Raw genomic sequence first — 25,361 nt, 5'->3', positions numbered from 1 at the left:
CGGTCGACGGGCCAGTCGCTGAGCAGATCGAGGCTGTGCACGCGATCAGCCTACGAGACGGCCCGGCGGCGCGGGGTCACCGGTCGGTACCGGTCACCAGTCGGCTTCGGTGTAGCGGATGACGCCGCGGATGTTCCTGCCCTCGAGCATGTCCCGGTATCCGTCGTTGATCTGTTCGAGGGTGTAGGTACGCGTGACCATGTCGGCCAGGTTCAGCTGACCGGACTTGTACAGGTCGAGCAGATTCGGGATGTCGACGCGGGCGTTGCACCCACCGAAGATGTTGCCCTTGAGGTCCTTCTGCAGCATCGAGAACAGGAACGAGTTCAGCTTGACGTCCATGTCGGACATGTAGCCCATCGCTGTGACGACGCACCGTCCGCCCTTGGCCGTGAGCGTCAGGGCGGGATCGACCAGCTCACCCTTCATCTCGCCGACGGTGATGATCGTCGAGTGGCACATGCGGCCCCACGTGATCTCCATGATCGGCACGATGGCCTCCTCGATGGAGGCGTAGGTGTGCGTGGCACCGAACTTGAGCGCCTGCTCGCGCTTGAACGGTTCCGGGTCGATCGCGAAGACGTGGCGCGCACCGGAGGCCACGGCGCCCTGCAGGGCGCTCATGCCGACGCCGCCGACGCCGATGATGGCGACCGAGTCGCCGGCCTTGACCTCGGCGATGTTCGTCGCCGAACCCCAGCCGGTGGGCACGCCGCAGCCGACCAGCGCGGCGAGCTCGAACGGCACGTCCTTGTCGATCTTGACGACCTGGCTCTGGTTGACCGTCATGTACGGCGAGAAGGTGCCGAGCAGGCACATCGCGATCACGTTCTGGCCGCGCGCCTGGATGCGGTAGGTGCCGTCGGAGATCGCCTGGCCGCTGAGCAGTCCGGCGCCGAGGTCGCACAGGTTCGAGTGCCCCGAGGCACAGGACGGACACCGTCCGCACGCGGGGATGAAGGACAGCACGACGTGGTCGCCCACCTCGAGGCCCACCACTCCCTCACCGACCTTGGTGATCACGCCCGAGCCCTCGTGACCGCCCATGGCGGGGAAGGACGGCATCGGGGTTGCGCCCGTGACGATGTGGTGGTCGGAATGGCACATGCCGGCGGCTTCCATGCGGATCTGCACTTCGCCCGCGACGGGATCACCGAGTTCGATCTCCTCGACCGACCACGGTTCGTCGATGCCCCACAGCACTGCACCCTTGGTCTTCATCTGGCTCGCCCTCCATCGCATTGCCGGTTGTGCACGTGACGATAGACACAATCGCACAGAATTGGAACAGGTTCTAGCCCTCGTCCCGGTCCGGTCGACATGCGACCGCGGATACCGTGGGACCCGAGCACCGCGGGTCCCCACCGCCCGACCGTCCGAGGAGATGCCGTGCCCGACAATCCGGAACTCACCTTCCACGGCGCGGCGAGAACCGTCACCGGCTCGTGCGCGATGATCGAACTCGGCGACGCCCGCATCCTGGTCGACTGCGGGATGTTCCAGGGTTCGCGCAGCCTCGAGAAGCTCAACGTCGCGGAGTTCGCGTTCGCCCCGGAGTCGATCGACGCGGTGATCCTCACCCACGCCCACATCGACCACTGCGGGCTGCTCCCCAAGCTCGTCGCGCGTAGCTTCGAGGGACGCATATTCTGCACCGCCCCGACGGCCGAGCTGCTCTCGTTCATGCTCGCCGACTCGGCGCGGATCCAGGAGTTCGAGGCCCAGCGCCGCAATCGGCGGCGCGACCGCACGCACCGGGCGAAGTTCCACCCGATCTACACCGAGGAGGACGCCCGACTCGCCGCCTCGCGCGCTCGGCCGGTTCCACTCGAGGAGTGGTTCGAGCCGGCACCCGGTTTCCGGGTCCGCCTGTGGAATGCCGGACACATCCTGGGATCGGCATCGGCGGAGATCGAGGCCGGCGGTGTGCGCACGGTGTTCTCGGGCGATCTCGGCCCCGAACAGAAGGCATTCCATGCCGATCCGGAAGGTCCGACCGGACTCGACTACGTCGTCTGCGAATCCACCTACGGTGACCGCTCACGCCCTCGGCTCACGATCGCCGAGCGCCGCGACCTCCTCGCCCGGGAGGTGAACGAGGCACTGGAGCGCGGTGGCAACCTGATTCTTCCGTCGTTCGCTCTCGAACGCACCCAGGAGTTGTTGCTCGACATCGGATACCTGCTCGACGACGAGCGGATTCCGGGGGTGCCGGTCTTCGTCGACTCCCCGCTCGCGATCCGCGCCACCGACGTCTTCGCCGCACATGCCGGAGAACTCGAGGACCTCGACGACCGGAACGTCTTCCGCCACCCGGGCATCCGGTACACCGCCGAGGCCGAGGAGTCGATACGGATCGACACCTACCGACGCGCGATCATCATCGCGGCCTCCGGGATGTGCGAGGCGGGACGGGTTCGGCACCACCTGCGGAACAACCTCGCCCGCCTCGACTCGACGGTGCTCTTCGTCGGCTACCAGGCGCAGGGCACGCTCGGCAGGGTGATCCTCGAGGGTGCGTCGAAGGTCCGGATCTCGGGTGAGGACATCGACGTCCGGGCGCAGATCCGGCGGATCGACAGCTACTCCGCACATGCCGACCGCGGCGAGCTGGTGCGTTGGGTCGGGCACCGCGCGCCGATCTCCGGCACGGTCTTCCTCGACCACGGCGAGCCCGATGCGCTCGCTGCCTTCGCGGCGTCGCTGCACGGACTCGATGCGGACCTGAACGTGGTCGTTCCGGAGATCGGTGCGCGGTACCGGCTCGTGGCAGGTAGCCCGGCCGAGTACGGCGCGACCGTCGCACCCCCGGCGCCGGTGCACGTCGGCCGCGACTGGCAGAACGAGTACGCCGAGTTCGCCACCGGTCTGCGCGACCAGCTGCTCGAGATCGACGACCCGCGCACCCGGGAGCGCGCGATCGCTGCGATGCGGAAGGTGCTCGACGAATACCGCACGGGTGCCCAGACCCCTGAGGAGCACCGGCGCCACTCGAGGCCGGGTCGACGCAAGCCTCCGCCCCGCCGGAGGCGCCGTTTCTGAGCCGCTCGTTCGACCTCCCGCGAGAATCGCCTCGCGCGATATCCATCCTCTCATTGTAGAGAATGGCATTTCCGTCTAACGTGATCCTCATGTTCGACCGCGGCGAGGGCCGCCGCATCGGCATCGGACAACGGAGGACGAACCATGACGACGAAGGCGCTCGCGCCCGACGTATCCACGTGGCCGGCAGAGAACCCGCAGCTCATCGGCAGCCGCTGCGACGACTGCTCCGCGACCACGTGGCCCACCCAGCCGCGCTGCCCCCGGTGCAGCGGGGCGAACATCTCGGAACTGCTGCTGCCGCGTCGCGGCACTCTCGTGGCATGGACCACGCAGGGCTTCGTGCCGAAGCAGCCCTACGCGGGCAACGAGACGGCGGCGACCTTCACGCCCTTCGCGTTCGGCCTCGTCCAGCTCGGTGACGTGGTCCGCGTCGAGGCCCGCCTCACGGAGACCGACCCCGAGAAGCTGCGCCCGGGCATGGAACTCGAGCTCTCCTTCGTCCCCTTTTACACCGACGAAGAGGGCACCGACATCGTCACGTGGGCCTTCGCGCCCATCTGATCCGCACACATCCCATCGAGGAGTTCCCGACATCATGAACGACGTTGCCATCATCGGGGTGGGCCTTCACCCGTTCGGTAGATTCGGCGCCAAGTCGGCCATCGAAATGGCCGCAGACGCAATCCAGCTCGCGCTCGAGGACTCGGGTGTCGCCTGGAAGGACATCCAGTTCGGCATCGGCGGCAGCTACGAGGTCGACAACACCGACGCCGTCACCCGCCTCGTCGGCCTGACCGGCATTCCCTTCACCAACGTGTTCAACGCGTGCGCGACGTCCGCCAGCGCGATCGAGCAGACCGCCGACGGAATCCGTTCCGGCAAGTACGACATCGGCATCGCGGTCGGCACCGACAAGCACCCCCGCGGCGCCTTCACCGCCGATCCCGCCATGCTCGGTCTGCCCGCCTGGTACGCCGAGAACGGACAGTTCGTCACCACCAAGTTCTTCGGCATGAAGGCGAACCGCTACGCCATCGACCACAACATCTCGCACGAGACGCTCGCACGGGTCGCGGCGAAGAACTACCGCAACGGCGGCCTCAACCCGAAGGCCTTCCGCCGCACGGAGTTCAGCATCGACGAAATCCTGTCGTCGCCTATGCTCAACTACCCGCTCACGGCGAAGATGTTCTGCGCGCCGGACGAGGGTGCCGCAGCGGTGATCATGTGCCGCGGCGATCTGGTGTCGAAGTACACCACGAACAAGCCGGTCTACCTGCGCTCCACCGCGATTCGCACGCGCACCTACGGCGCGTACGAGGTCCATGCGACATGGGCGTCGGTCGAGGAGGACGTCTCCCCCACCGTCTACGCAGCCAAGGCCGCCTACGAGGCCGCCGGCATCGGCCCCGAGGACGTCGATGTCGCCCAGCTCCAGGACACCGACGCCGGCGCGGAAGTGATCCACATGGCCGAGACCGGCCTGTGCGCCGACGGCGACCAGGAGAAGCTGATCGCCGAGGGAGCCACCGAGATCGGCGGATCCCTCCCGGTGAACACCGACGGTGGTCTCATCGCCAACGGTGAACCCATCGGCGCCTCCGGTATCCGCCAGGTCCACGAACTGGTGCTGCAGCTGCGCGGTCAGGCCGGCGAGCGGCAGGTTCCGGGCGAACCGAAGGTGGGCCTCGCCCAGGTCTACGGCGCACCCGGCACCGCCGCAGCGTCGATCCTGTCACTCTGAGTACCACGTAATCGTCTGAAAGTTCGGCCACCGCAAGAGATCCCGAGTGCGGTGGNGTGGCCGAACTCGTCTCGGCGCCATCGCGAGTCCGGAATCACAGCACCCCGGGGCACTTTTCGCAACCGGAGGAAGGTACTGTCCAGCTCAGCGGGTCGAGTGTGGGGGAACGACTCATCAGCATCAATTCGAGTCGAGGAGTTCATCCGTGCGTCGATCCGTCGTGTCCCGTCGTGGCTTCCGTAGCCTTGCGGTCGGTCTCGCAGGCCTCTCGGCGCTCGCGTTCGGCACCGCCACCGCGCACGCCGATCCCGAGCAACCCGACGCCGAGCCCGCCACCGCCTACGTCGAGGGCGTCGACGAGGTGACCGACCAGCACTGGACGGTCCGCGTCTACTCCCCGGCCATGCATACCGTGATCCCCCTGGACGTCCTGCGTCCGGCCGATCCGAGCGAGCCCCGGCCGGTCGTCTACGCCCTCGGCGGCGCGGGTGTCGGCGTGATCGACGGCACCGGGTGGATGGAGAGCAGCGACATCGCCGAGTTCTTCTCGGACAAGAACGTCAACGTCATCATCCCCGCCACCGGCAACTTCAGCTACTTCACCGACTGGGATCTCGACGACCCGGTCCTCGGTCGCAACCAGTGGCAGACCTTCCTCCTCGAGGAATTGCCGCCCGTCGTCGACGAACTGCTCGACACCGACGGCAAGCAGTCGATCATCGGGATGTCCATGAGCGCCGGCTCCGCGCTGGACCTCGCGATCCAGAGCGGCGAGCTGTACTCCGGCGTCGCATCCCTCAGCGGATGCGTGCGCACCAGCGATCCGGTCGGCCAGCTGTACGTGAGGCTCGTCGTCGAGCGCCGCGGCAAGGGCGACGTCGAGAACATGTGGGGTCCGGCCGACGGTCCGCGCTGGGCCGAGCACGACGTCTACCTCAACGCGGAAGGCTTGCGCGGCAAGGCCTTGTACCTGTCGAGCCGCAACGGTCTGCCCGGCCCGTACGACGTCCCCGGTCAGGAACGCGCGGCGGGTGAATCGTTCGCCACGCAGATCGTCGCAGGCGGAGCGATCGAGGCCGCCACGAATGCCTGCACGCACCAGCTGGTGGACCGGCTCCAAGCGCTCGACATCCCGGTCACGGCCGAACTCGATGCCGACGGAACGCATTCGTGGGGTTACTGGGAGGACGACCTGCGCAAGGCGTGGCCGATCCTCGCCGAGTCGATGGGCGCTGAGGCCTGATTGCGAGGCGTCACTCGCCGGGGTCCAACCGGATCCGGGCGACCACCGAACGGTGATCCGCCCCGGGAAGGTCGTCGGACTCGAACGCGACGGCCGTCCCGTTCCCGACGAGGATGTGATCGATCGCGACCAGCAGTGGGCCGGGTTTGTCGGTGGGATAGGTACGCACCGTCCCCGCTCCCGCCTGCTCCGCGGCATCGGCGAAACGCCCCGAGAGCAACGCGCGGAACTGCGCATGGTCGTAGGTCGCGTTGAAATCGCCGCCCACGACTGCGGGGACGCCGGCCGGAGATCGATCGAGGATGTCCTGCAACCGTGACAGTTCGGCAGCCCAGTCCTGCGCGTCGAACACCGGTGGGACCGGATGGAACGCGTGGACCGCGACCGGTCCCGCTCCCGGTACGTCCGCGACCGCCGAGAGCTGGCGGAAGACGAATCCGTCGTGTTCGACGGTGTCCGACAGCGGAAATCGGCTCCAGATCCCCGTTCCCGAAGCCAACTCTCCGGGGACGAGATACCGATGGGGCAACAGCTCGTCGAGACCGACGCGGGTGAGTCCGTCGACCCCCGCAGAGGTGAGTTCGTTCACCGTGAGCAGGTCGACCTCGCGGTCCCGGACCCGGGACACGACGACGTCCGGATCGGCACCCCCGTCGAACAGGATGTTCGCGTGCATCACCGTGAGGTCGGGACCGTTACCGGCCGCGGCCGTCGCGACGTGGAGAGGCGCCTGGGTCCAGAACGCTGCCGCAGCAACCGCAACCGCAACGAGGGCCCCGAGAGGGCGTCGACGGACGGCGAAGACGATCAACCCGATCACCGCACCGGCCATCAGATACGACGCGCCGGACGCTGCGAGCACCAAGGGCTGAGCCGACCACGTACCGAAGTGGAGCGCGAGACCGACCGCGCCTGTCGCGGTTGCCGTCCACCCGAGAACGTCCGATCCGAGCCGAAGCCACTTCGCCGTCACCACGCCACACAACCATGCCGCAGGTCGCGTGCGCGAGGACCCGTCACCGATCGGAGCGGGAGGCGATCGCGGCGAGGCGCATCGCGAGCCGGTCCGCGGCCGCCCGCAGCTCGGGTGGCTCGAGGACGACCGCCTCGAAACCCATTCGCGCGACGTGCATCACGACCCAGTCCGGGTCGTCCGCGCCGACGACGAGTACGCACCACCCGTCCTCGTCGTCCTCGACCCGCCCGACCTGCGGTGGCACCATGTCGCGCACCTGGTCGGCGTCCGCCCGCAGGCGGATCCGCGCGATGTACCGGTAGGGCGACTCCGTCACGGACCGCTGGACGTACGACACCGGATCGGGATGTTGCCGCGGCCGGAACCGCCAGGTCGTGAGGGACACGTCGCGCATCCGGTCGAGCCGGAAGGTGCGCCAGTCGTCGCGATCGACGTCCCATGCCATGAGGTACCAGCGCTGTCCGGCAGCGACCATCCGCACCGGTTCGACGGTGCGCTCGTCGTCCGCCTCCTGCCGGGTTGTGTACCGGAACCGCACACGGGTCGCGTCGCGGCACGCGCGGGCCAACGCCAGCAGCGTGTCGGCGTCGATCTCGGTGCCCGCGCCGACGACGGTTTCGGTGGCGCCGTAGATCGCCCGCACCTCCTCGCGCAGACGCGGCGGCATCACCTGGTCGAGCTTGGCCAGTGCACGCAGGGCCGCCTCGGCGGCACCGGCGATGGTGCTGCCCGACGCCAGTCGCAGCGACACCGCCGTGGCGATCGCTTCGTCGTCGTGCAGGAGCAGCGGCGGCAGTCTCGTGCCGGCACCGAGTTGATAACCACCGCCGACACCGGGGGTCGCGCGGACGGGATAGCCGAGGGCGCGCAGCCGATCGACGTCGCGGCGCACCGAGCGATCGGTCACGCCGAGTTCCGCAGCCAGTTCGTCAGCGGTCCACGAGGGGCGACTCTGCAACAGCGCAAGCACCCTCAGAACCCGTTCGGTGGTCGACTCGACGGTCACACGACGATAGTCGCACGGATCACGGACCGAACCTGTCCGGAATATGCGTCAACCTGGAGCCATGACAGAACTCGACTGGAACCACCTACTGCGACAGCAACTCGACTATCCGGTTCGCCGCCGCCTCGACGGCCTCACCGACGACGAATACTTCTTCGAGCCCGCACCCGACTGCTGGAGTGTTCGGTCGCGCGGGACGGGCACCGCTCCCCTACTGGGAGGCGCCGGGGCGATGACCATCGATTTCGCGTTCCCCGAACCGGATCCGCCACCCTTCACGACGATTGCGTGGCGGCTCGGGCATGTGATCGTCGGCGTGCTGGCGATGCGCAACGCGAGCCATTTCGGACGCACAGCCACCGACTACATGTCGTTCGAGTACGCAGCGACCGCGGACGAGGCCCTCGCCCAGCTCGATGCCGAACTCGCCACGTGGATCGCGGGCGTCGAGTCCCTCGGGGAAGACGGACTCGCCCGGCCGTGCGGTGAAGCCGAAGGACCGTACGCCGAGTACCCGATGGGCATGTTGGTCCTGCACATCCACCGCGAACTCATCCATCATCTGTCCGAGGTCTGTCTTCTGAGGGACCTCTACCTGCACACCCGTACCCGCGCCCGACAGGAGGCGAGCTGACATGGCCCGCGACATCCAGATCACGTTCGACTGCGCCGATCCCGCGGCCCTCGCGGACTTCTGGGCGGACGCCCTCGGCTACGAACTCCAGAAGCCGCCCGGCAATTTCGTGTCGTGGGACGACGCGCTCGACGCGATGGGGGTGCCACTCGAACGACGCAACGACGCGTCGGGCATCGTCGACCCGGACGAGGCAGGGCCCCGGCTGTTCTTCCAGAAGGTGCCCGAGGGCAAGCAGGCCAAGAACCGGATGCATCTGGACGTGCGTGCCGCGCCCGGACTCGACGGCGCCGAGCGCATGGCCGCCCTGCAAGCCGAGGCCGAACGGCTCGTCGCGCGCGGCGCCACGCGCCTGGAGCGTCACGACCCGGCGCCGCCGTTCGGGGCCGGCCACATCGTGATGGCCGACCCCGAGGGCAACGAATTCTGCCTCGACTGAGACTTCGCGTGGTCAGGCCGGTTCCGAGACCCAGTGGACGAGTTGCCAGATGATCCCGTTGGGATCGGCGAACTGGCAGTACCGCTCGCCCCACGGCTCGGTCTCCGGCTTGGTCACCACCGTCGCACCGGCTTCCGCGATGCGCGCGAACTCGGTGTCGACGTCGTCGACGACGAAGGCGATGAGCATGCCCTGACCGGCCGGGCCGGCGACGGATTCCGGCTTGAAGGTCGACAGCCCGGTACGCAGGAACACGATGTTGAAGCCTGCGTCCGGGTGAGTCAACGAGACGAATCCGTCCGCCGACATCTCCTCGGTGAAACCGAAGTGCCGGATCGCGGAACCGGCCGATGCGGCAGTGTCGGCGACGTTGAGCGACAGCGCTGTGGAGTTGATTTTCATAGGACCTCCCCCGGGACAGAAACCTTGTACGACGTATAGAGTACTCCCGAGAACGAGTTTTCGGGAGGCATTTATGGCGCGCGACCTGATCGACCTGCTGTGGCGCGAGCATCCCGATGCGCCGACCAGTGGTTCCCGCGGGCCGAAAGCCAAGGTCACCACCACATCCGCGGTGGACGCGGCCGTCACCCTCGCCGACGCGGAGGGCCTCGACGCGGTGACGATCCGCCGCCTCGCGACCGATCTGGGTGTCTCCGCCATGGCCCTCTACACCCACGTCGGGTCGCGCGACGACCTCCTCGTCCTCATGGTCGACCGGGTCCACGCCCGGCAACCCCGGCCGCCCTACGAGTCCCCGTCGTGGCGGGATCGGGTACGGCAGGTCGCCGAAGCCGAACTCGAGCACTACGTCGCACACTGGTGGCTGCTGGACGTCGACGATCAGCGCACCGCGCTCGGCCCCGGCACGATCGCGAAGTACGACCACGAACTCCACGCCTTCGACGGAACATCCCTCGGCGACATCGATCGCGACGCCGCGCTCACGTTCGTCGCGGACTTCGTGCGGGGTGCGGCCCGAGCCCGACGCCCCGATCCGCACGCCGCCGACATGGGCGAGGCCTGGGCGCGATGGAACGAGCGACTCGCGCACTATCTCGGCGACGACCATCCCCTCGCACAGCGGGTGGGGGCGGCGGCCGGAGCGGAGATGAACGCCGCCTACAGCCCGCACCACGCATGGGAGTTCGGGCTGCAGCGCGTCCTCGACGGGCTCGAACCGCTCGTCTCGAATGGCGGGGTGCGGCCCTCCGGGGAATGATTTCCCCGAAGGTTCCGTACGACAGATTCGAGGTCTTCATGAAGCGATTCGCCGCGGGCGTGCTCGGTTGTGCCGCAATCGCCCTCGCAGTGCCGGCCACGGCGAGCGCCGATACCGTCCTCCTGCCCGGCATCTCCCCCGTCGCGGACACCGAGGAGGCTCCCGAGGAACTGACGCCCGAAGAACTGGCCGAGTGGGAGCACTGGTGGTACCACGAAGGATGCCGGTACGCCCCGCTGCGGCCGGATTGCCTCGTCCACAACATCGTCGAGACCTTCGCCACCGGTTCGGGCGGCAACCGGGACAAGCCGTTCGGTTCCTCGTAGATCCGCCCGTCCGCCACGACTTCAGTGGATCCACCCCCGCTTTCCGGGGTCGGATCCACCCGAATCGCATCACCCCTCGCGCACCTCTTCGAGCCTGCGGATCAGCGTCACCGCGTCGAACGGGCCGGTGTGCCGGGTGAGGTCCGAGCCGGTAACGCCGAGATAGAAAGTCGGTGTTCCGAAGACGTCGCTGGTCTCGGCGTCGAGATCGTCGTCCTCGACGCGGTGCCGGTGACGCCCGAGGCGCAGGTCCTCGTCGAACAGGTCCATGTCGAGCCCCAGTTGCTGGGCGTGTTCGTAGATCTCGTCACGGGACAGAGCGTCGCTGTGGGCGAACAGGTGGTCGTGCATGTCCCAGAACCGTCCCTGCGCCGCCGCAGCCTCGGCCGCTTCGGCGGCGAACCGGGCGTGCGGGTGGTGTTCGTCGACGGGAAGGTGCCGGAAGACGTACCGCAGGTCGTCGCCGAAGTGCTCGCGCACGTCGCGGATGCTGCCGGTGGCCTTGCTGCAGAACGGGCACTCGAAGTCTCCGTACTCGACGAGTGTGAGCGGAGCGTCGATCGGTCCCCGCACGTGATCGCGGTCCGGGTCCACCGGACGCAGCAGCACGAGCCCGGCGGGTCCTTGCGGCGGATGCAGGCGGTCGGACAGCCGGAACAACGCCCAGCCCAGTGCGGTGGCGAGAACCGCCGCGAGAAGTACGCCTATCCGGGCGTCATTGGCCGCCTCGGGAGATTCGATCGCCAGATCGACGATGAACAAGGAGATCGTGAATCCGATGCCGGCGAGCGCTGCACCGCCGCTGACTCGCGAGAGGGTGAGTCCCGGCGGCAGGCTGCCCGGCCGCAGACTCGAGAAGACGGCGGTGGCCGCGGTGATGCCCACGAGTTTGCCGACGACCAGACCGAGGACGACGCCCCACGTGATCGGCGACCGGATCGCAATGCCGACGGTCTCGGCGGAGATCACCACACCCGCGTTGGCGAGGGCGAAGATCGGCACGACGAGGAACGCCGTGTACGGCTGGTAGAGCCGTAACAGCCGCTCGTTGACGGACACCGCGCGGAGCACCCCGAGTTGCGCGGCGCGCGCGTAGTCGGAGTTGGGCGACTGCCGGAACGCCCGCGTGAGTTCGCCGGCGCGCTCCACCTCGCTGCGGCGCGGCGGATAGACGGGAAGGATCAACGCGATCAGTACACCGGCGAGGGTCGGGTGCACACCGGATTCGTAGAACGCCACCCACGTCCCTGCCGCGACGACGAAGTAGACGACGCCCCGCCACACCTCGAGCCGGCGGAACTGCAGGATCAGCAACAGTCCGATTGAGGCAGGTATCAGGTAGACCGGCTGCAGATCGTCGGTGTAGACGAAGGCGATGATGGCGAGGGCGCCGACGTCGTCGGCCACGGCCAGCGTGAGGATGAACACGCGCAGGCGGGCCGGGCAGCGGGGTCCGACCAGCGCGAGCGCACCGAGCACGAAGGCGGTGTCGGTGGACACGACCACACCCCACGCTCCTGCGGCCTCCCCGCTGGGATTGAGCAGCAGGAACAGTGCTGCGGGCAGCGCCAGACCCGCGATCGCGGCCACGAGCGGGACCGCGGCGCGCGTCCGGTCGGTGAGCTCCCCCATGGTGAGCTCGCGTTTGACCTCGAGGCCGACGACGAAGAAGAACAGTGTCATGACGGCGTCGTTGACCCAGTGTTTGAGGTCGAGGTCGATGCCGTAGTCGCCGATGCTGATGCTGAGCGGCGTGTGCCAGAACGCCTCGTACGAGTCGCCGAGGTTGGCCCAGACCAGAGCGATCACGGTCGCCGCGAGTACGACGCCTGCAGCGAGCGTGTCGTCGTCCGTGCCGTCGCGGACCCCTGCCAGGAGATCGGACGCCCGGCGGAGCGTCGTCGGTTTCTCGTCGACCGTCATGTGCTCCCTCGTTCCACGGTCCGCTTCGAGCAACTCGGTGCCGGTGAGTACGCCGACGAAACCGCACAACGCCCGGCCCCGGGGAGATTATTTCCGGTACCGACCGTTCGGAACCGCGTTGTTCGAACACAACAGTGCAACCGGATCCGTCATCGGGGAGGCGGAATGCACCCCTCCGACTACCGACCTCATCCGAAACTAGACCGAATCGTTGTGCCAACAACCGATTTCGGCGGTTCGACAGCCCGACCGTTACATTCCGCCACTTCGTGTCACCTCCACGGACGATAGCCCTGCGTGTCCGCGCCGGGTATCGTCACGATCCACCGAAGCGTCGGTTCCGAAGAGCCCTCGGCGAGAACAACTTTCCTAAGTTCTCTTACGGAGAGGAGGTGGATCCGTTGCTGCACAGGGGAACGATCCGAAGAGCCCGATGGATGTTGATCACCGCAGTGGGAGCAGGGGTGCTCGTCGCGGCGACGACACATCAGCCCGTCTCTGTGGACGGGACCGACCCGACGGTGGCGCATGCCCGGGCGTCACACTCCTCGGTCCCGGCATGTGCGCCGCCGGACGGCGCGCCCGTCCGGCGTCCGGGCGAGCCCGGCGACCCGGATCCACCGGATGCGGTCGGAGCGGTGGCGAACGGACGGATCGGAGGCGTCTTCCATCCGTCCACCACGATTCGACTGATCGGCCTGGACGTGTGCGAGCAGTACATCGACCGCAGAATCGTCACCACGAACGACGGTTGGTTCCTGTTCACCGGTCTCATGCCGGGTCGCTACACGCTCCTGAGGGACGACGGAACGGTGCTCACCGAGGTCGAGGTCTCCGCCGAGTCACCGGATCACTCCGGACTGGTGCTGGCTCCCGGTTAGGCCGTCAGCACGAGCAGGTAGCCGCCGCCGGCCGACTCGATCCTGGTGTCGAACCGCACTCCCGGCTCGAGGCGCGACAAGCGGTCGAGGAGCCATTCGGAGGCGTCCTCCGCGTCCGACTTCTCGGGACACCTGGCAACGGCGACGCGACCACCCTTGCGCGTGAGCTGCTCGACGACTCCGATGATGGGCGCCGGGTCGACGACGAACAGCCGGTCGGACCACGGCACGACGGGTTTGACGGCACCCTTCTTGGTGTTGCAGGCGCGGTGCGCGAGCCGCTCGACTCCGCCCTTTCCCTTGCCACCCTTCTTGGCGGTGTTGATGCTGTCGATGCTGGGACCGCGCGGGTCGTTGACCGACATGTCGGGGTCCACGGGCTCGTCGCACAACCAGCAACGCCACGTCTCGCGCTCGCCGACTTCTCGAAGGGTGCTCATAGAGTCGAACGCTACCGTTCCGACAAGCAGGAACATCTCGCGGCCACGAGCGGAGGAAGTGGGGCGGGCGGGGCTCGAACCCGCGACCAGCGGATTATGAGCAGATCTGTCCTGTTTGTTTACGTTGGGAGGGAATTACGTTGTACTGCACCGCAACCACGCAATCGAAGTGCCCCATCGCAGATCAATAGTTCTTACCGATTCGCACTCATTAACGTCGAAAAAACGTTGACTGCAGAACCTAGCCCCCGCATATCATTCCCTGAGTAACCTCCGTTCACCCAGGGATCCATACCATTTAAAACCCTGCTCGATGAATAAGCTTGCACGCAGTCTCAATACGAGCACGCTTAAGACTATGTCACATAGGGATTACGCACTTTTCCATCACATATTTCATCGACAACCTTTAGCGGCCATACGAATCCCAAGTCCGATTTTTCATCCACACGACCGCTATACACACCCACCAGTCGAGTAATCGGCTCAAGATACGACGCCATGACAAGAGTCTCGTCGGGATTGTCGCTACTCCTTGGAACCATCTCGCCACGCTGGTAAAGACGGATAACCGGGGAGCCTGACTGACCCTGCCGCGTCCTACTATCAATCAGGAATACAGGCTTACCGCTATAGGGAACTTCCGGCTCCGACGCTATTGTCCCGCGAGCCCATACCGGAAGTCTGGTATTTTCATCAAAACCGAAAGGATATCCAACTATACTAAGATCCTCCGCAACCGTCAACGAAAAATGACCCGGGTGAACAAGCGGCAGGAAGAGAATACCTCCGAAAAAGTCATTCTTCGGAATAGGAAGCGCAACGACATCGACCGCTCTCCCGTAAGTCGGGTGTTCATAGTACAGCGGTTTCAAATGTTCATCGACAAGCGGATAGGGGCAAGCCAGCGCGACCCCCAGGTCCGTGCCGGTTCGGTGATACACATAGACCTCATCAGGTTCTACTCCCCAAGAACCAATATGGTGGTTTGTATCGGGGTGCCGCCCGGACAGACAATGCCTCGCAGTAACCAAGTAGTACAAACCTTCGCGTTCATACACGAATCCCGTTCCACTCGCCAAAAAATTCCCGTCCCAGTACATTTCGATGTACAAGGAGGCCATCGAGGCCCGCTGGACATTCAAGACATCGTTCGGCATGCAGGCAGAGTAACGAGTGTGGTGCGGGAAGTCTGCTCAGATTGCAAGAATCGCCCATGCCACATGGCTAGCGAGAGCTAGTAGACCCCGTCCCCGAAGCTCAATGCCACCCAGGGGGCACGGAGAGGTGCTGGCAGCTCGGGCATCACTCGCTCACCGCGCAAGAAGCCCCTCGTAACTCCTAGTTCGAACATCATCACTCCGGCATACGCGTCAGGGAATCCAGGCTCGACAAGAGCAGCATCGCACATAGGTGGCGGTCGACCGCTCTCAGCCATCGCGTCCGAACGCAACATTGATGGAGACATGCAATGCAGCGCAGTTGATCTTGTGGTACTGATATCAACCGTCAACGAGAGGTAGGTCGCGGTGGTGCATGACACTTTCATAAAGGCTATCCATGAAGCAAAGAAGGTGCGACTCACCTTCTTCTCCAAAGAGGATCGCTCGCCTCTTACACGAATTTGTGCTCCCATGGACTTCGGACCAAGCCGCATCACCAAGGATCGTCAACCAAGATACCATTTCTGGAATTTCGACAGCGACAAGAAAAGCCATACACTATCGCTACCCGCCAACCAAGTCATATCTATCGAACTGACGAACGACACTTTTGATCCAAGCGAATTCATTACCTGGGACATAAATGCATCCCCTTGGCATGTAGCCAGAAATTGGGGCGCATACAGCTGACAACTCACCGTTACCGCTGTTATGTCCAACAATCACCCAACACAGTTGCATCTGTCCAATGAAATTTTTTCAAGAATTCTGCTGGCTGCCAAATTCTAGTCGAAGAGGACACACATCCGCGCGCCGAAACAAAACAGGGCGCTCAAGTAGCACCACTCGACTCGGCTTCATATTTCCGTAAGGCGCTTGCCTATACCGGAAAGGATCTACGCCGCTCACAAGATTTGTCCGCCGCCGGGTAGAATTTGCGATATTTCGCGACTTACTTTCACAGAGAAATTGCAGCTTGCGGGTAGTCCAACTTTGTGCAGGAATCTGATCGGATGCAAGCTACCACCATACTCCTGACAATTTACATCGCCGCAGGAATATCGGAACTCTACGGACTTTATGCCACAGTAAACACCTATATTCGCGAAGACCCAGATCGCGAAGGCCTCTTTACTATTGAGCAGGCCGACACACGGTGGGAGAGGATCCGAGGTCCAGTTTTTATCGTACTTGGAGTTTTGATTGGCCTTGCCGGAAATATCATTTCGCTCTACTCAGAATGAATCGTATCGTTCATAGAAGAAGAATCGGTTCCCTCATTTAAACTAGATGCGATTCTAGGATACCCATCTCCGTGCATGCACCTATTGTCATTCGAACTAGACCCGCGAGATCGGCGACAAGGCCGTATCACGCTCCCTGCACCGACCTATCCATAGGTACCTTAGATTCCTTCATCAGACCATGGAACCATTGGCATCTAAGGAAGAATCAATACTCCAGACCCACGACCCGCCCTTCCCGTATCCCCGCCGCTCAGTACGGACGCCAGCCCGCTTCCGCGCCTTCTTCACCGCGTTGTCGACCAACCCAGCGGCTCGCGTCACCTTAAGAACTTCAGCAGCCGGCGCCGAACCACCGCACTCGATCAGGTAGCTGCGGATCACCATCGTGATCTCGTCACGCTCGTCGGCCTCCTCGTCCGGACCGGTGAGCAGTTCGCGGGCATCTCGACTGGTCTCCCCCAGCCATCGCAGGACCCCTACTTCTGTGTCGCCATCCTCAGTCGCGACCGTCGTTGAGACGACCTCTCCTTCCATCGATCGCACTCGTGGTGCCAGGTTGGCTTTGGTGTTGGTGACGACGAGACGACCCGAGTCGCTGTCCTGCGCGATCGAGAGGACCGACCTCGCGACCTGAGACCACGCGATCGATCCGAGAATCAGCTTCCCGGTATCCGCACCGTCCCGCTTGCCGAAGTGGCAGAGACCGAATACGACGCAGCCCTGCCGAGCGGCGAGCTGGGCTAGAGGTTCCAAGTATTGCCGGACCGCACGGTCATCCCGGCCGGACAATTCCGAAGCCATCGACGAGGTGGCTGCATCGAGGACCACGAATGCGACTTGCTCCTTCGCAATGATTCGTTCAAGTGCCAGATTGTCGAGCGGGAGAACGAGCGTGCCGGCATCGGTGTGGGCGGTCTCCACATCCACAAACAGGACCCGGTCCATGTCAGCACCCGCTGCCTTGAGGCGCGGCGCGACGGTGAACTCTCGCGAGTCCTCAGAGTGGACGTACAGAACGTTCCGCGGCATACCGTATAATTCCCCTTCTAGGGTTCCGCGAGTGATCTGCGCGCACAGTGCAGCGGCGATCGTGGACTTGCCCAGCCCCTCCCGGCCGGCAAGAAGCGTGAGAGAACCTGCGGGGATCCAGTCCTCCATCACCCAACGCACGCGTTGCAGCTTCACGTCCGAACCGCGGGTGACCCTCAGCCGGCGACCACCCTTGCCACCGACGTCGACCGGCACGAATTCGTCCAGGCCGTACCCGGCGGCGACATGATCCGCTGCGTCCTTGCCAGTCGCTGCCTGGACGATCGCCACTCCCGTTGCAATCGGCTCAAGGATTTCGTACACCTGCAGAGCATGTCTGCGGCCGGGTTCGTCGTCGTCGGCGACGATCACCACCGTGTGCCCGGTGAGCGGCGACCAGTCGAACAATTTGGCCTTGCCCGCACCCATCGCCGGAGACACCGCAACGGCACCGAGTGATTCCAGTGCCAGCACGTCCTTCTCGCCCTCCACGATGTACACCGGCGCGCCTGTCCGGTGGTCGTCGAGATTCTCTGTCCGGAAGAGGTCCCGACCCTTCGTGTTTCCTCCTTGACTGAACCTCTTGCGCCCCCGGTCGTCGTAGCTACGGAAGACCGTCCGGCCGTCGCGATACACATAGGTGGTTCCAGCCGGGTTGTCGAAGAGATCGGACAGCGTAAGTCCCATCGCATCGAGAACAGCCGCTTTGTCATCTGCGTGTGAATTCATGAGCACCTGGCCGGCGATCTGACGGAAGGTCACCGACCGGTCGGCACTCGTATGTCCGGGAGCCTGCGCTGAAGCTGTGGCGTCGGCACCGTCTCGCCACGCCAGGCCATGTTCACGCCAGCGATCTCGTAATCGGTCGAGGGCGGTCCCGTAGCGTCCGGAAGCAGTGTGAATGTTCGGCATGTCCACGTCTTTCTGGCAGGGCCGGGGACCCGGTTCCCACAGGATTCGCCGGCTCCCCGAGCCCACTCGGCAATGGCATTGCAGGAAACGAAGTTTCGACTATGAATCCGCTTCCTCAGGGTTAGTGCGGCGTGGACGCTTCAGGTACGGTCACGACGAACTGCCCTTCTGGTGATTGGTGGTTCTACGCGCCGTCGACGGGATTCGGAGCAGCCACTCCCCGTCGGCGGCGTCCCTCGCCACAAAAGCGTTCATCGCGATCCGCCCGCGAACTGGTCGTTCTCCCATGCCACGCAATCGCTGAGCTTGTAGCGCGCGTGCCGACCGATCCGTGCGAACCTTGGCCCTCTCCCCTGGCTCGCCCATTGGGCGAGCGTCTTCACGGGCACTTTCAGGCGGTCGGCAACTTCCTGCCGCGTAAGCCATCTGTCGTCACTTGTGTGCATTCCAACTCCCTAGTGAGACTTCTTGCGAACTGTCCCACACAGAATTAGCACGATGAAAATCGAAGATCAAGACTCCCTGTCGAGACGTCCCGCGATATGTCACACTGTGTTCCATGCCGAGCTTCACCGTGAACAACCCTGAACCCGGACGGTCCGGATGGTCCCTGTACGGCGGTCGCCTCTTCGCCCAGGTGCCAGCCCGGATCGCTGCTACGTCGACGAAGGACGACATCGAACCTCTCGAGCATCACGTCGAGATGGAGATAGACGTCGTCGACGGCCGACTCGCATGCACCGAGCTCCGCGCCGTCCGGACCAAGGACGGACCGCCTATCACCTCGGATCATCTGCGACGGATTCCGGTCGGCAGCTGGGTCGAGCGCGCCGCGGAAGAGCTCCTCATCGTGCAGGCCATCGAGTCCGGAGCAAACGGGAAGTCGTCGAGCTCAATCGATTTCACTTGGCCTCCGGCCGATTTCGCGAAAGACGGACCGACCGAGGACGCGCTCGAAGCCATCTCCCAGATCTACGCGTTCTGCATGGCCACCGGTCGCAAGCCCATCGCGGTACTCACCCGCGAGTACGGACTCACGAAGCAGACCGCATCCCGCTGGGTGGCAACTGCCAAACGCCGCGGGATCCTCGTCGAAGAGCATCGGAAGGTTGAAGGCGATGCCACCGGGTAGACCGCCGCTTCGCATCGGGCAGCACGGCAAGATCACGCGCAAGGACCTGGGCGGTGGCGTCTGGCTCGCCCGGTGCAGATTCCGAGACGACGACGGCGTCGTACGCATCATCGAACGTCGTACTCCCTCTGGTCGGCGCGACCAGTACGGAAAGCTCGCCGAAGACGAACTGCTCGAGCACCTCGACTCCCGACGCACCCCGAGTGAGGACGAGGTGACAACTGCAACGACGGTGGTGGCGCTCGTGCGGACATACCTCGCCCGGCTCGAGGAGGAGGGCCGGGCAGCCGCCACCATCGACACCTACAAGTTCGCGGCCCGGAAGCTCGAGGCCAAGCTCGGGGGCATCCGGGTCGGTGAAGCTACGGCACGACGAGTCGACATCGCGATTCGCGCGATGAGCAAAGCTCACGGCCCCACGATGGCGCGTCAGGCCAAGACGATCCTCCGTGGTGCATTGAGCCTCGCAGTCCTCGCCGGCGCGCTGGACACCAACCCAGTCCGGGATGTCGCGCCGATCAAGTCCAAGAACCCGCCCGCAGGAGCGCGTGCTCTCACCGCCGAGGAACTGCGGCGTCTTCTCGTAGCGCTCCACGAGTCCGAGTACTGCAAGGCGAACGATCTGGTCGATCCGATCACACTGCTCATCGCCACCGGCCTCCGACGCTCCGAGCTGTTGGCCCTGCGATGGGAGGACATCGACGAGGACGCCGGGACGGTGACCGTGACGGGCAAGGTCGTCCGTGCCAAGGGAGCGGGGCTTCTACGCGTGGAGGCAGCGAAGAGCGCAGCCGGACTCCGCACCATCCCCCTGCCCCTGTTCGCGCTGGAAATGCTCAAGCGGCGCGCCGATCAACCCCAGCAGGGCACCCTCGGGGTGCTCTTCCCGTCGACTGCCGGCACCCTGCGCGATCCGAACAACTTCGGCAAGCAGTGGCGCAAGGTCCGCGCCGAACTCGGTGTCGAGGACACGACGACGCACAGCTTCCGGAAGTCGGTGGCCACCCTGATCGACGAGGAGGGACTGTCACCCCGGGTCGGCGCCGACCAGCTCGGTCACCGGCACGTCTCCATGACGATGGATCGGTACATGTCCCGAGGCAAGACTCACACGGAAGTAGCCCAGATGTTGGACCGAATCGTGGCCTTAAACGATGAATAAGCGGTGGATCGGTCCGCACTTGCGGACCGAAACACCCTCTGACGTGGGGCGGGCGGGGCTCGAACCCGCGACCAGCGGATTATGAGTCCGCGGCTCTAACCGACTGAGCTACCGCCCCGTCGCGACGACACGCGTCGCACAGTGCCGCACTCGTCGCACGGCGCGATCGAATGCTACCCGGACACAGCGGGCAACACTCTGCCGGGTACGAAGTAACAGAGATCACATCGGTGGATGTTCTGCCGCATGGGCACCCCCGGAAGCACAGAATCCTCCCNGGGTGGGAGGATTCTGTAGGCGCTCCCCCGGCTGGACTCGAACCAGCAACCGTTCGATTAACAGTCGAATGCTCTGCCAATTGAGCTACAGGGGATTGTCCTGCGGTGCTCCGCGGTTTCCCCCGGTGCGTGAAAAACCATAGCGTCCTACCCACCGCAGCACCAAATCGCCTGCTTGTGGGCATGCTGCGGGGTCATCGGGCAGGATGGGGACGACGCAGTCACAGGTGGAAGGACAACACATTGATGGGTTTGCTGGTCGGGGTCGCTGCGGGATACGTACTCGGCACCCGAGCGGGTCGCGCGAGGTACGAACAGATCAGCAAGACGGCCAAGGCGGTGGCCGCGAGCCCCGTCACGAAGAAGGCGATCGAGGTGGGCCGGCAGAAGCTCGCCGACTCGCTCAGTCCTCAGCCCAAGCTCGAGCCGATGAAGCCCATCGACGAGACGACCACGATCATGATCCCGCGGGACCAGTTGAAGAAGTAGACGGTCAGCCGGCCAGGCCGTCACCGATGGCCTGGTCGAGCAGGCTCCGCCGGTACTGTTCGAGCGCCATGAGGTCGCCGAGCAGGGCGTGGAACTCCTCGGACTCGGTGGCCGGGGAAATCCGCTGCAGTTTGGACTTCAGTTCGGCCACCTGCTCGCCGACCCAGACCTCCTGCAGCCGGGCCAGCACGCCACCGATGTAGCGCGGCAGCCGGTCCTCTTCGGCGGGGACGGGTTCGACGGCGAGTTCCATCACGAGCGAGTGCGCGACGGGATCGGTCGCTGCCCTGCCGACGGCGTCGACCCATTCGGCTCCCCCGAGGCCCGCTGCGGTTCCGCCGGCGTCGGCGACGGCCTGCCGCACGGCCGCGTAAGCAGGGTCGGTGAAGGTCTCCGGCGGCAGGGAGTCGAAGACGGTCCCGGCGATACCCGGATACTGCAGCGCGGCCTTCAGCGCGTCGCGCTGCGGCCACAGCGTCGGATCGTTCGGCCGAGGGCGGCGCAGGGCCGACACGGGCTCCGCCGTGGCCGTCGCGGGCCGCGCCTTGGCTTCCGGTGCACGGACTCCTCGCCGTGCCTCCTCCTGCACACGCCGACGCACGGTGGGGATGTCGTCCCATCCCGTCCAGTGCGCGAGTTGCACCGCGTAGTTGTCGCGGATCGTGCGGTCCTTGATTCGGCCCACGACGGGGACACATCGGCGCAGGGCCTCGACGCGACCTTCGACGGTGTCGAGGTCGTGTTCGGCGAGAATCGATTTCACGACGAACTCGAACATCGGGGTGCGGCGGGCCACGAGGTCGCGCACCGCACCGTCGCCCGATTGCTGCCGCAGCTCGCACGGGTCCATGCCCTTGGGGGCGATCGCGACGTAGGTCTTCGCGGCGGTCTTCTGATCGCCCTCGAACGCCTTCATCGCCGCCGCGCGACCGGCGTCGTCGCCGTCGAAGGTGTAGATGACCTCCCCGCGGAAGAAGCTGTCGTCCATGAGCAGGCGACGCAGCAGCGCGAGATGTTCGTCACCGAAGGCGGTGCCACACGCAGCCACTGCGGTCTTCACGCCGGCCAGGTGCATGGCCATGACATCGGTGTATCCCTCGACGATCACGGCCTGGTGCGACTTGGCGATCTCGCGCTTGGCGAGGTCGAGCCCGAACAGCACCTGAGACTTCTTGTACAGCACCGTTTCCGGTGTGTTCATGTATTTGGCGGTGATCTGATCGTCGTCGTACAGGCGCCGGGCACCGAAGCCGATGACGTCGCCCGCGAGGTTGCGGATGGGCCACAGCAGACGACGGTGGAAGCGGTCGATCGGGCCGCGGCGTCCCTGCCGGGACAGCCCGGCGGCCTCGAGTTCGGAGAAGTCGAATCCCCGGCCGAGGAGGTGCTTGGTGAGCGCGTCCCAGCCGGCGGGTGCATAGCCGCAGCCGAACGTCTCGGCGGCCGCCTGGTCGAAATTGCGCTCGGTCAGGTAGTCGCGGGCGGCCTGGGCGTCGGGCGTGCGCAGTTGCTCGGCGTAGAACTGCTGGGCCGCCGCGTTCGCCGCGACCAGCCGGGCACGCGTGCCCCGGTCGCGTTGGACGGACGGACCGCCGCCCTCGTAGTTCAGCGTGTAGCCGACACGCTCGGCGAGCTGCTCGACGGCTTCGACGAAGCTGACGTGTTCGATCTTCTGCAGGAACGAGTAGACGTCGCCGCCCTCACCGCAGCCGAAGCAGTGGTAGTGCCCGTGATTGGGCCGCACGTGGAAGGACGGGGACTTCTCGTCGTGGAAAGGGCACAGGCCCTTGAGCGAGTCGGCGCCCCCGCGCTTGAGTGCGACGTACTCGCCGACGATGTCCTCGATGCGCACGCGGTCGCGAATGGCCGCGATGTCTCTGTCTGAAATACGGCCGGCCACGAGACGAGTCTAAGCCGCCGCGTGGACTGCCCCGCACGACGGTCCGGCGCAACCCACACCGGCGAGTGCGTCAGCGCGCCCCGCGGACAGATGCACGGCGCCGAACTCGTGCTTGTGTCCGCGAAGGGCGCAAACGTCGGTATCAGCCCCAGCTCGCCTGCGCGGCGAGGCTGTCCCGGTCGATCCGTTCGAGGCGCGATTCGGTGCACGAGGCGATCTGATCGACCACGACCCGCACCTTGGCAGCATCGTCGGGCGCAGCCTTCCATGCCGCGACGAAGAACGGGTCGAGACCGACCGGCGCAGTGCGCAGCAGCCACTCGGCGACGCGGTGGATGCGTTCGCGTTGCGATTCCTGGCGGGTGCGGTGGGCGCGGTCGGACATGACGAACTGCAGCGCCATCGTCTTGAGCAACGCGACCTCCGAGACCACGATCGGCGGGACCACGAGGTCGGCGTCGTACCGGGTGACGCGTCGGCCTTCCGTCGCCTCCCGGGTCCCGAGGATCGCTGCGTTGGCGAAGCGGCCCACCAGCTCGCTGGTCAGCTTCTTGAGCGCGACCGAGCAGGCGAGGGTGCCGTCGAAGGTGCCGACGGCGCGGACCACCGGCATGGAGGACAACCGCTTGGCCGCCTCGGTCAGCTCGGCCGGGTCGAGACCCGAGAACTCGCGCATACCCACCTCGATGAGTCCGGCGACATCGTCGGGATCGTCGAGCATCCGCAGGTCGATGCGACCGTCGATCACACCGTCCTCGAGGTCGTGCACCGAGTACGCGACGTCGTCGGACCAGTCCATGATCTGCGCCTCGAGGCACTTGCGGCGCTCGGGTGCCCCTTCGCGGATCCAGTGGAGGACCTCGGCGTCGTCGTCGTACGAGCCGAACTTCGCGCCCGGGCGCGGACGCGTCCACGGGTACTTGAGCGTCGCGTCGAGGGAGGCGCGGGTGAGGTTGAGACCGGCGCTCGAGCCGTCCGGATAGAGGATCTTCGGTTCGAGGCAGGTGAGGATGCGCAGGTTCTGCGCGTTGCCTTCGAATCCGCCGCAGGACTCCGCGACCGCGTCGAGTGCCCGCTCACCGTTGTGCCCGTAGGGCGGGTGCCCGATGTCGTGGGCGAGGCCGGCCAGGTCGACGAGATCGGGGTCGGCGCCGAGCCCTTCGGCGATGCTGCGGCCGATCTGTGCGACCTCCATCGAGTGCGTCAGACGGGTGCGCGGGGTGTCGCCGTCGCGGGGGCCGACGACCTGTGTCTTGTCGGCCAGGCGGCGCAGGGCGGCGCAGTGCTGCACGCGCGCACGGTCGCGTGCGAAGGCGGTCCGCTCGGACGCCGCTCCCTCGGACCCGGCGAGCGCCGAGGTCTTCCGCGGCTCGGCGACGCGCCGTTCGAGATCGTGTTCGCTGTAGCCCTGCATCACACTGCCTTCCGTCACCGAAGACCCTACGTTCCGCCTCACTGCTGCGCCGTGTACGGGAAATCGGCGGAGAAGTGGGTGATCTGGTACCAGATCAACGCGCCGGTCTCGCGGGCGATGCCGTGCAGCTGCGACTCGCGGGTGAACACCGCCGGACCCTGGCGGGTGGGAGCGGTCCAGGCGTCGAGACCGGCGTCGCGCGCCATGGTCCGGGTACGCAACGAATGCCACGGGTCGCTGACGAGCACGACCGACGACAGGCCCAGCTCCGACATCTCGCGGCTGACGGCCTCGACGCTGAGCAGTGTGTCCGAGCCCTCTTCGACGGCGACGATCGACTCGGCGGGCACCCCGCGCGAGACGAGATAGTTCTTGCCCGCCGCGGCCTCGGTGAACAGGTCGCCTTCCTGCTTGCCACCGACGGTGACGATCCGCGGCGACACTCCCGCCTCGTAGAGCTTGAGGGCCTGCTCGAGGCGGGCCTCGAAGACCGACGACGGTGTCCCCGAATACTGCGCGGCACCGAGCACGACGATGGCGTCGGCGGGGGTGCGGTCGTCGATCCGCGCGACCTGCCACACCCGCAGCGCCGTACCGCCGACGACGAGGACGGCGGCGAGCAGCACCCCGACGATCAGTCGCCGGAGCCAGCGCGCGATGCGCGCGCCGACCCCGAGGTCGTCCCCGGTGTACGTCGCAGTGGTGCCGGTGCGGCGGGATGCGGTGCTCACCCCCTGATTCTGCCAGCGAACGAGA

Annotated in this window: 26 protein-coding genes and 2 tRNA genes; 14 read left to right on the top strand and 14 right to left on the bottom strand. The window is 65.7% G+C overall.

Annotated features, from left to right (window positions below):
• Positions 1-93 precede the first annotated feature (93 nt).
• Complete coding sequence (locus tag ACLBYD_RS22495) at positions 94-1,221, bottom strand: NDMA-dependent alcohol dehydrogenase (protein ID WP_016691368.1); 1,128 nt, start codon at positions 1,219-1,221, stop codon at positions 94-96.
• Between the two features lie 168 nt (positions 1,222-1,389).
• On the opposite strand from ACLBYD_RS22495, the gene ACLBYD_RS22490 reads away from it, so the two are divergent.
• The 4 genes from ACLBYD_RS22490 (at position 1,390) to ACLBYD_RS22475 (ending at position 6,032) form a co-directional block, all read left to right on the top strand.
• Complete coding sequence (locus tag ACLBYD_RS22490) at positions 1,390-3,042, top strand: MBL fold metallo-hydrolase (RefSeq protein ID WP_447818197.1); 1,653 nt, start codon at positions 1,390-1,392, stop codon at positions 3,040-3,042.
• 144 nt (positions 3,043-3,186) lie between these two features.
• Positions 3,187-3,606 carry a Zn-ribbon domain-containing OB-fold protein gene (locus ACLBYD_RS22485; RefSeq protein WP_447818196.1) on the top strand — a complete coding sequence of 140 codons (420 nt, stop codon included), beginning with the start codon at positions 3,187-3,189 and terminating at the stop codon, positions 3,604-3,606.
• Positions 3,607-3,637: 31 nt separating this feature from the next.
• The gene (locus ACLBYD_RS22480; RefSeq protein ID WP_060651569.1) at positions 3,638-4,789 is read left to right on the top strand and encodes a thiolase family protein; all 1,152 of its coding nucleotides are present in this window, start codon (positions 3,638-3,640) and stop codon (positions 4,787-4,789) included.
• Positions 4,790-4,994: 205 nt separating this feature from the next.
• A complete protein-coding gene (locus tag ACLBYD_RS22475; protein ID WP_447818195.1) occupies positions 4,995-6,032 on the top strand; it encodes an alpha/beta hydrolase in 1,038 nt (345 codons plus the stop codon).
• 10 nt (positions 6,033-6,042) lie between these two features.
• On the opposite strand, the gene ACLBYD_RS22470 is transcribed toward ACLBYD_RS22475, so the two are convergent.
• Complete coding sequence (locus ACLBYD_RS22470) at positions 6,043-7,008, bottom strand: endonuclease/exonuclease/phosphatase family protein (RefSeq protein ID WP_447818194.1); 966 nt, start codon at positions 7,006-7,008, stop codon at positions 6,043-6,045.
• 40 nt (positions 7,009-7,048) lie between these two features.
• Positions 7,049-8,014 (bottom strand): helix-turn-helix transcriptional regulator, encoded by a 966-nt coding sequence (locus ACLBYD_RS22465; RefSeq protein WP_447818193.1) that lies wholly within the window; start codon positions 8,012-8,014, stop codon positions 7,049-7,051.
• A 61-nt stretch (positions 8,015-8,075) separates the two neighbouring features.
• Between ACLBYD_RS22465 and ACLBYD_RS22460 the strand changes: the two genes are divergently transcribed.
• Both ACLBYD_RS22460 and ACLBYD_RS22455 read left to right on the top strand, forming a co-directional pair.
• Positions 8,076-8,648: a DinB family protein gene (locus ACLBYD_RS22460; RefSeq protein ID WP_447818192.1), complete on the top strand. Its 573-nt coding sequence runs from the start codon at positions 8,076-8,078 to the stop codon at positions 8,646-8,648.
• A 1-nt stretch (position 8,649) separates the two neighbouring features.
• Positions 8,650-9,087 carry a VOC family protein gene (locus ACLBYD_RS22455; RefSeq protein ID WP_447818191.1) on the top strand — a complete coding sequence of 146 codons (438 nt, stop codon included), beginning with the start codon at positions 8,650-8,652 and terminating at the stop codon, positions 9,085-9,087.
• A gap of 12 nt (positions 9,088-9,099) precedes the next feature.
• Here the strand turns inward: ACLBYD_RS22455 and ACLBYD_RS22450 are convergent, their stop codons facing one another.
• Positions 9,100-9,489: a VOC family protein gene (locus ACLBYD_RS22450; protein WP_447818190.1), complete on the bottom strand. Its 390-nt coding sequence runs from the start codon at positions 9,487-9,489 to the stop codon at positions 9,100-9,102.
• A 73-nt stretch (positions 9,490-9,562) separates the two neighbouring features.
• Here ACLBYD_RS22450 and ACLBYD_RS22445 point away from each other — a divergent pair, with 73 nt between their 5' ends.
• A complete protein-coding gene (locus tag ACLBYD_RS22445; protein WP_447818189.1) occupies positions 9,563-10,309 on the top strand; it encodes a TetR/AcrR family transcriptional regulator in 747 nt (248 codons plus the stop codon).
• A gap of 38 nt (positions 10,310-10,347) precedes the next feature.
• Positions 10,348-10,635: a hypothetical protein gene (locus ACLBYD_RS22440; protein ID WP_447818188.1), complete on the top strand. Its 288-nt coding sequence runs from the start codon at positions 10,348-10,350 to the stop codon at positions 10,633-10,635.
• Between the two features lie 69 nt (positions 10,636-10,704).
• Here ACLBYD_RS22440 and nhaA read toward each other — a convergent pair whose 3' ends face one another.
• A complete protein-coding gene (gene nhaA / locus ACLBYD_RS22435) occupies positions 10,705-12,558 on the bottom strand; it encodes a Na+/H+ antiporter NhaA (protein WP_447818187.1) in 1,854 nt (617 codons plus the stop codon).
• 437 nt (positions 12,559-12,995) lie between these two features.
• Here nhaA and ACLBYD_RS22430 point away from each other — a divergent pair, with 437 nt between their 5' ends.
• The gene (locus tag ACLBYD_RS22430; protein WP_447818186.1) at positions 12,996-13,439 is read left to right on the top strand and encodes a hypothetical protein; all 444 of its coding nucleotides are present in this window, start codon (positions 12,996-12,998) and stop codon (positions 13,437-13,439) included.
• On the opposite strand, the gene ACLBYD_RS22425 is transcribed toward ACLBYD_RS22430, so the two are convergent.
• Together ACLBYD_RS22425 and ACLBYD_RS22420 are read right to left on the bottom strand one after the other, a co-directional pair.
• Entirely contained in the window at positions 13,436-13,816 is a 381-nt protein-coding gene (locus ACLBYD_RS22425; protein ID WP_082937701.1) for a hypothetical protein, read from the bottom strand. The two genes, ACLBYD_RS22430 and ACLBYD_RS22425, sit on opposite strands and share 4 nt — an antisense overlap.
• 419 nt (positions 13,817-14,235) lie before the next feature.
• Entirely contained in the window at positions 14,236-15,039 is an 804-nt protein-coding gene (locus ACLBYD_RS22420) for a S1 family peptidase (RefSeq protein WP_447818185.1), read from the bottom strand.
• A 369-nt stretch (positions 15,040-15,408) separates the two neighbouring features.
• Here ACLBYD_RS22420 and ACLBYD_RS22415 point away from each other — a divergent pair, with 369 nt between their 5' ends.
• Both ACLBYD_RS22415 and ACLBYD_RS22410 read left to right on the top strand, forming a co-directional pair.
• A complete protein-coding gene (locus tag ACLBYD_RS22415; RefSeq protein ID WP_447818184.1) occupies positions 15,409-15,732 on the top strand; it encodes a hypothetical protein in 324 nt (107 codons plus the stop codon).
• Between the two features lie 323 nt (positions 15,733-16,055).
• Positions 16,056-16,286 carry a hypothetical protein gene (locus tag ACLBYD_RS22410; protein ID WP_447818183.1) on the top strand — a complete coding sequence of 77 codons (231 nt, stop codon included), beginning with the start codon at positions 16,056-16,058 and terminating at the stop codon, positions 16,284-16,286.
• A 174-nt stretch (positions 16,287-16,460) separates the two neighbouring features.
• Here the strand turns inward: ACLBYD_RS22410 and ACLBYD_RS22405 are convergent, their stop codons facing one another.
• Positions 16,461-18,230, bottom strand: a complete 1,770-nt coding sequence (locus ACLBYD_RS22405) for an AAA family ATPase (RefSeq protein ID WP_447818182.1) — start codon at positions 18,228-18,230, stop codon at positions 16,461-16,463.
• 251 nt (positions 18,231-18,481) lie between these two features.
• A complete protein-coding gene (locus ACLBYD_RS22400) occupies positions 18,482-18,676 on the bottom strand; it encodes a helix-turn-helix transcriptional regulator (protein ID WP_016934722.1) in 195 nt (64 codons plus the stop codon).
• A 113-nt stretch (positions 18,677-18,789) separates the two neighbouring features.
• On the opposite strand from ACLBYD_RS22400, the gene ACLBYD_RS22395 reads away from it, so the two are divergent.
• Both ACLBYD_RS22395 and ACLBYD_RS22390 read left to right on the top strand, forming a co-directional pair.
• Positions 18,790-19,362: a hypothetical protein gene (locus ACLBYD_RS22395; protein ID WP_447818181.1), complete on the top strand. Its 573-nt coding sequence runs from the start codon at positions 18,790-18,792 to the stop codon at positions 19,360-19,362.
• Positions 19,349-20,524, top strand: a complete 1,176-nt coding sequence (locus ACLBYD_RS22390; RefSeq protein WP_447818180.1) for a site-specific integrase — start codon at positions 19,349-19,351, stop codon at positions 20,522-20,524. The genes ACLBYD_RS22395 and ACLBYD_RS22390 overlap by 14 nt, the downstream gene beginning before the upstream one ends.
• Before the next feature lie 44 nt (positions 20,525-20,568).
• Here ACLBYD_RS22390 and ACLBYD_RS22385 read toward each other — a convergent pair.
• Both ACLBYD_RS22385 and ACLBYD_RS22380 read right to left on the bottom strand, forming a co-directional pair.
• A tRNA-Ile gene (locus tag ACLBYD_RS22385) sits at positions 20,569-20,642 on the bottom strand.
• Positions 20,643-20,824: 182 nt separating this feature from the next.
• Positions 20,825-20,897: transfer RNA gene (locus tag ACLBYD_RS22380), tRNA-Asn, on the bottom strand.
• Between the two features lie 148 nt (positions 20,898-21,045).
• Here ACLBYD_RS22380 and ACLBYD_RS22375 point away from each other — a divergent pair.
• Complete coding sequence (locus ACLBYD_RS22375) at positions 21,046-21,291, top strand: hypothetical protein (protein ID WP_024101344.1); 246 nt, start codon at positions 21,046-21,048, stop codon at positions 21,289-21,291.
• A 4-nt stretch (positions 21,292-21,295) separates the two neighbouring features.
• Here ACLBYD_RS22375 and dnaG read toward each other — a convergent pair whose 3' ends face one another.
• From dnaG to ACLBYD_RS22360, 3 genes are all read right to left on the bottom strand, one after another.
• Positions 21,296-23,191, bottom strand: coding sequence for a DNA primase (gene dnaG, locus ACLBYD_RS22370; RefSeq protein ID WP_447818179.1), 1,896 nt, complete (start codon positions 23,189-23,191; stop codon positions 21,296-21,298).
• Positions 23,192-23,333: 142 nt separating this feature from the next.
• On the bottom strand, positions 23,334-24,605 hold the full coding sequence (locus tag ACLBYD_RS22365) for a deoxyguanosinetriphosphate triphosphohydrolase (RefSeq protein ID WP_447818202.1): 1,272 nt from the start codon (positions 24,603-24,605) through the stop codon (positions 23,334-23,336).
• Positions 24,606-24,643: 38 nt separating this feature from the next.
• A complete protein-coding gene (locus ACLBYD_RS22360; RefSeq protein WP_016691351.1) occupies positions 24,644-25,336 on the bottom strand; it encodes a YdcF family protein in 693 nt (230 codons plus the stop codon).
• Between the last annotated feature and the right edge of the window lie 25 nt (positions 25,337-25,361).

The sequence above is a fragment of the Rhodococcus sp. C26F genome (assembly GCF_053345925.1).
Note: the sequence above shows the minus strand (reverse complement) of the source record. Positions and strands in the feature narration are given on the sequence as shown.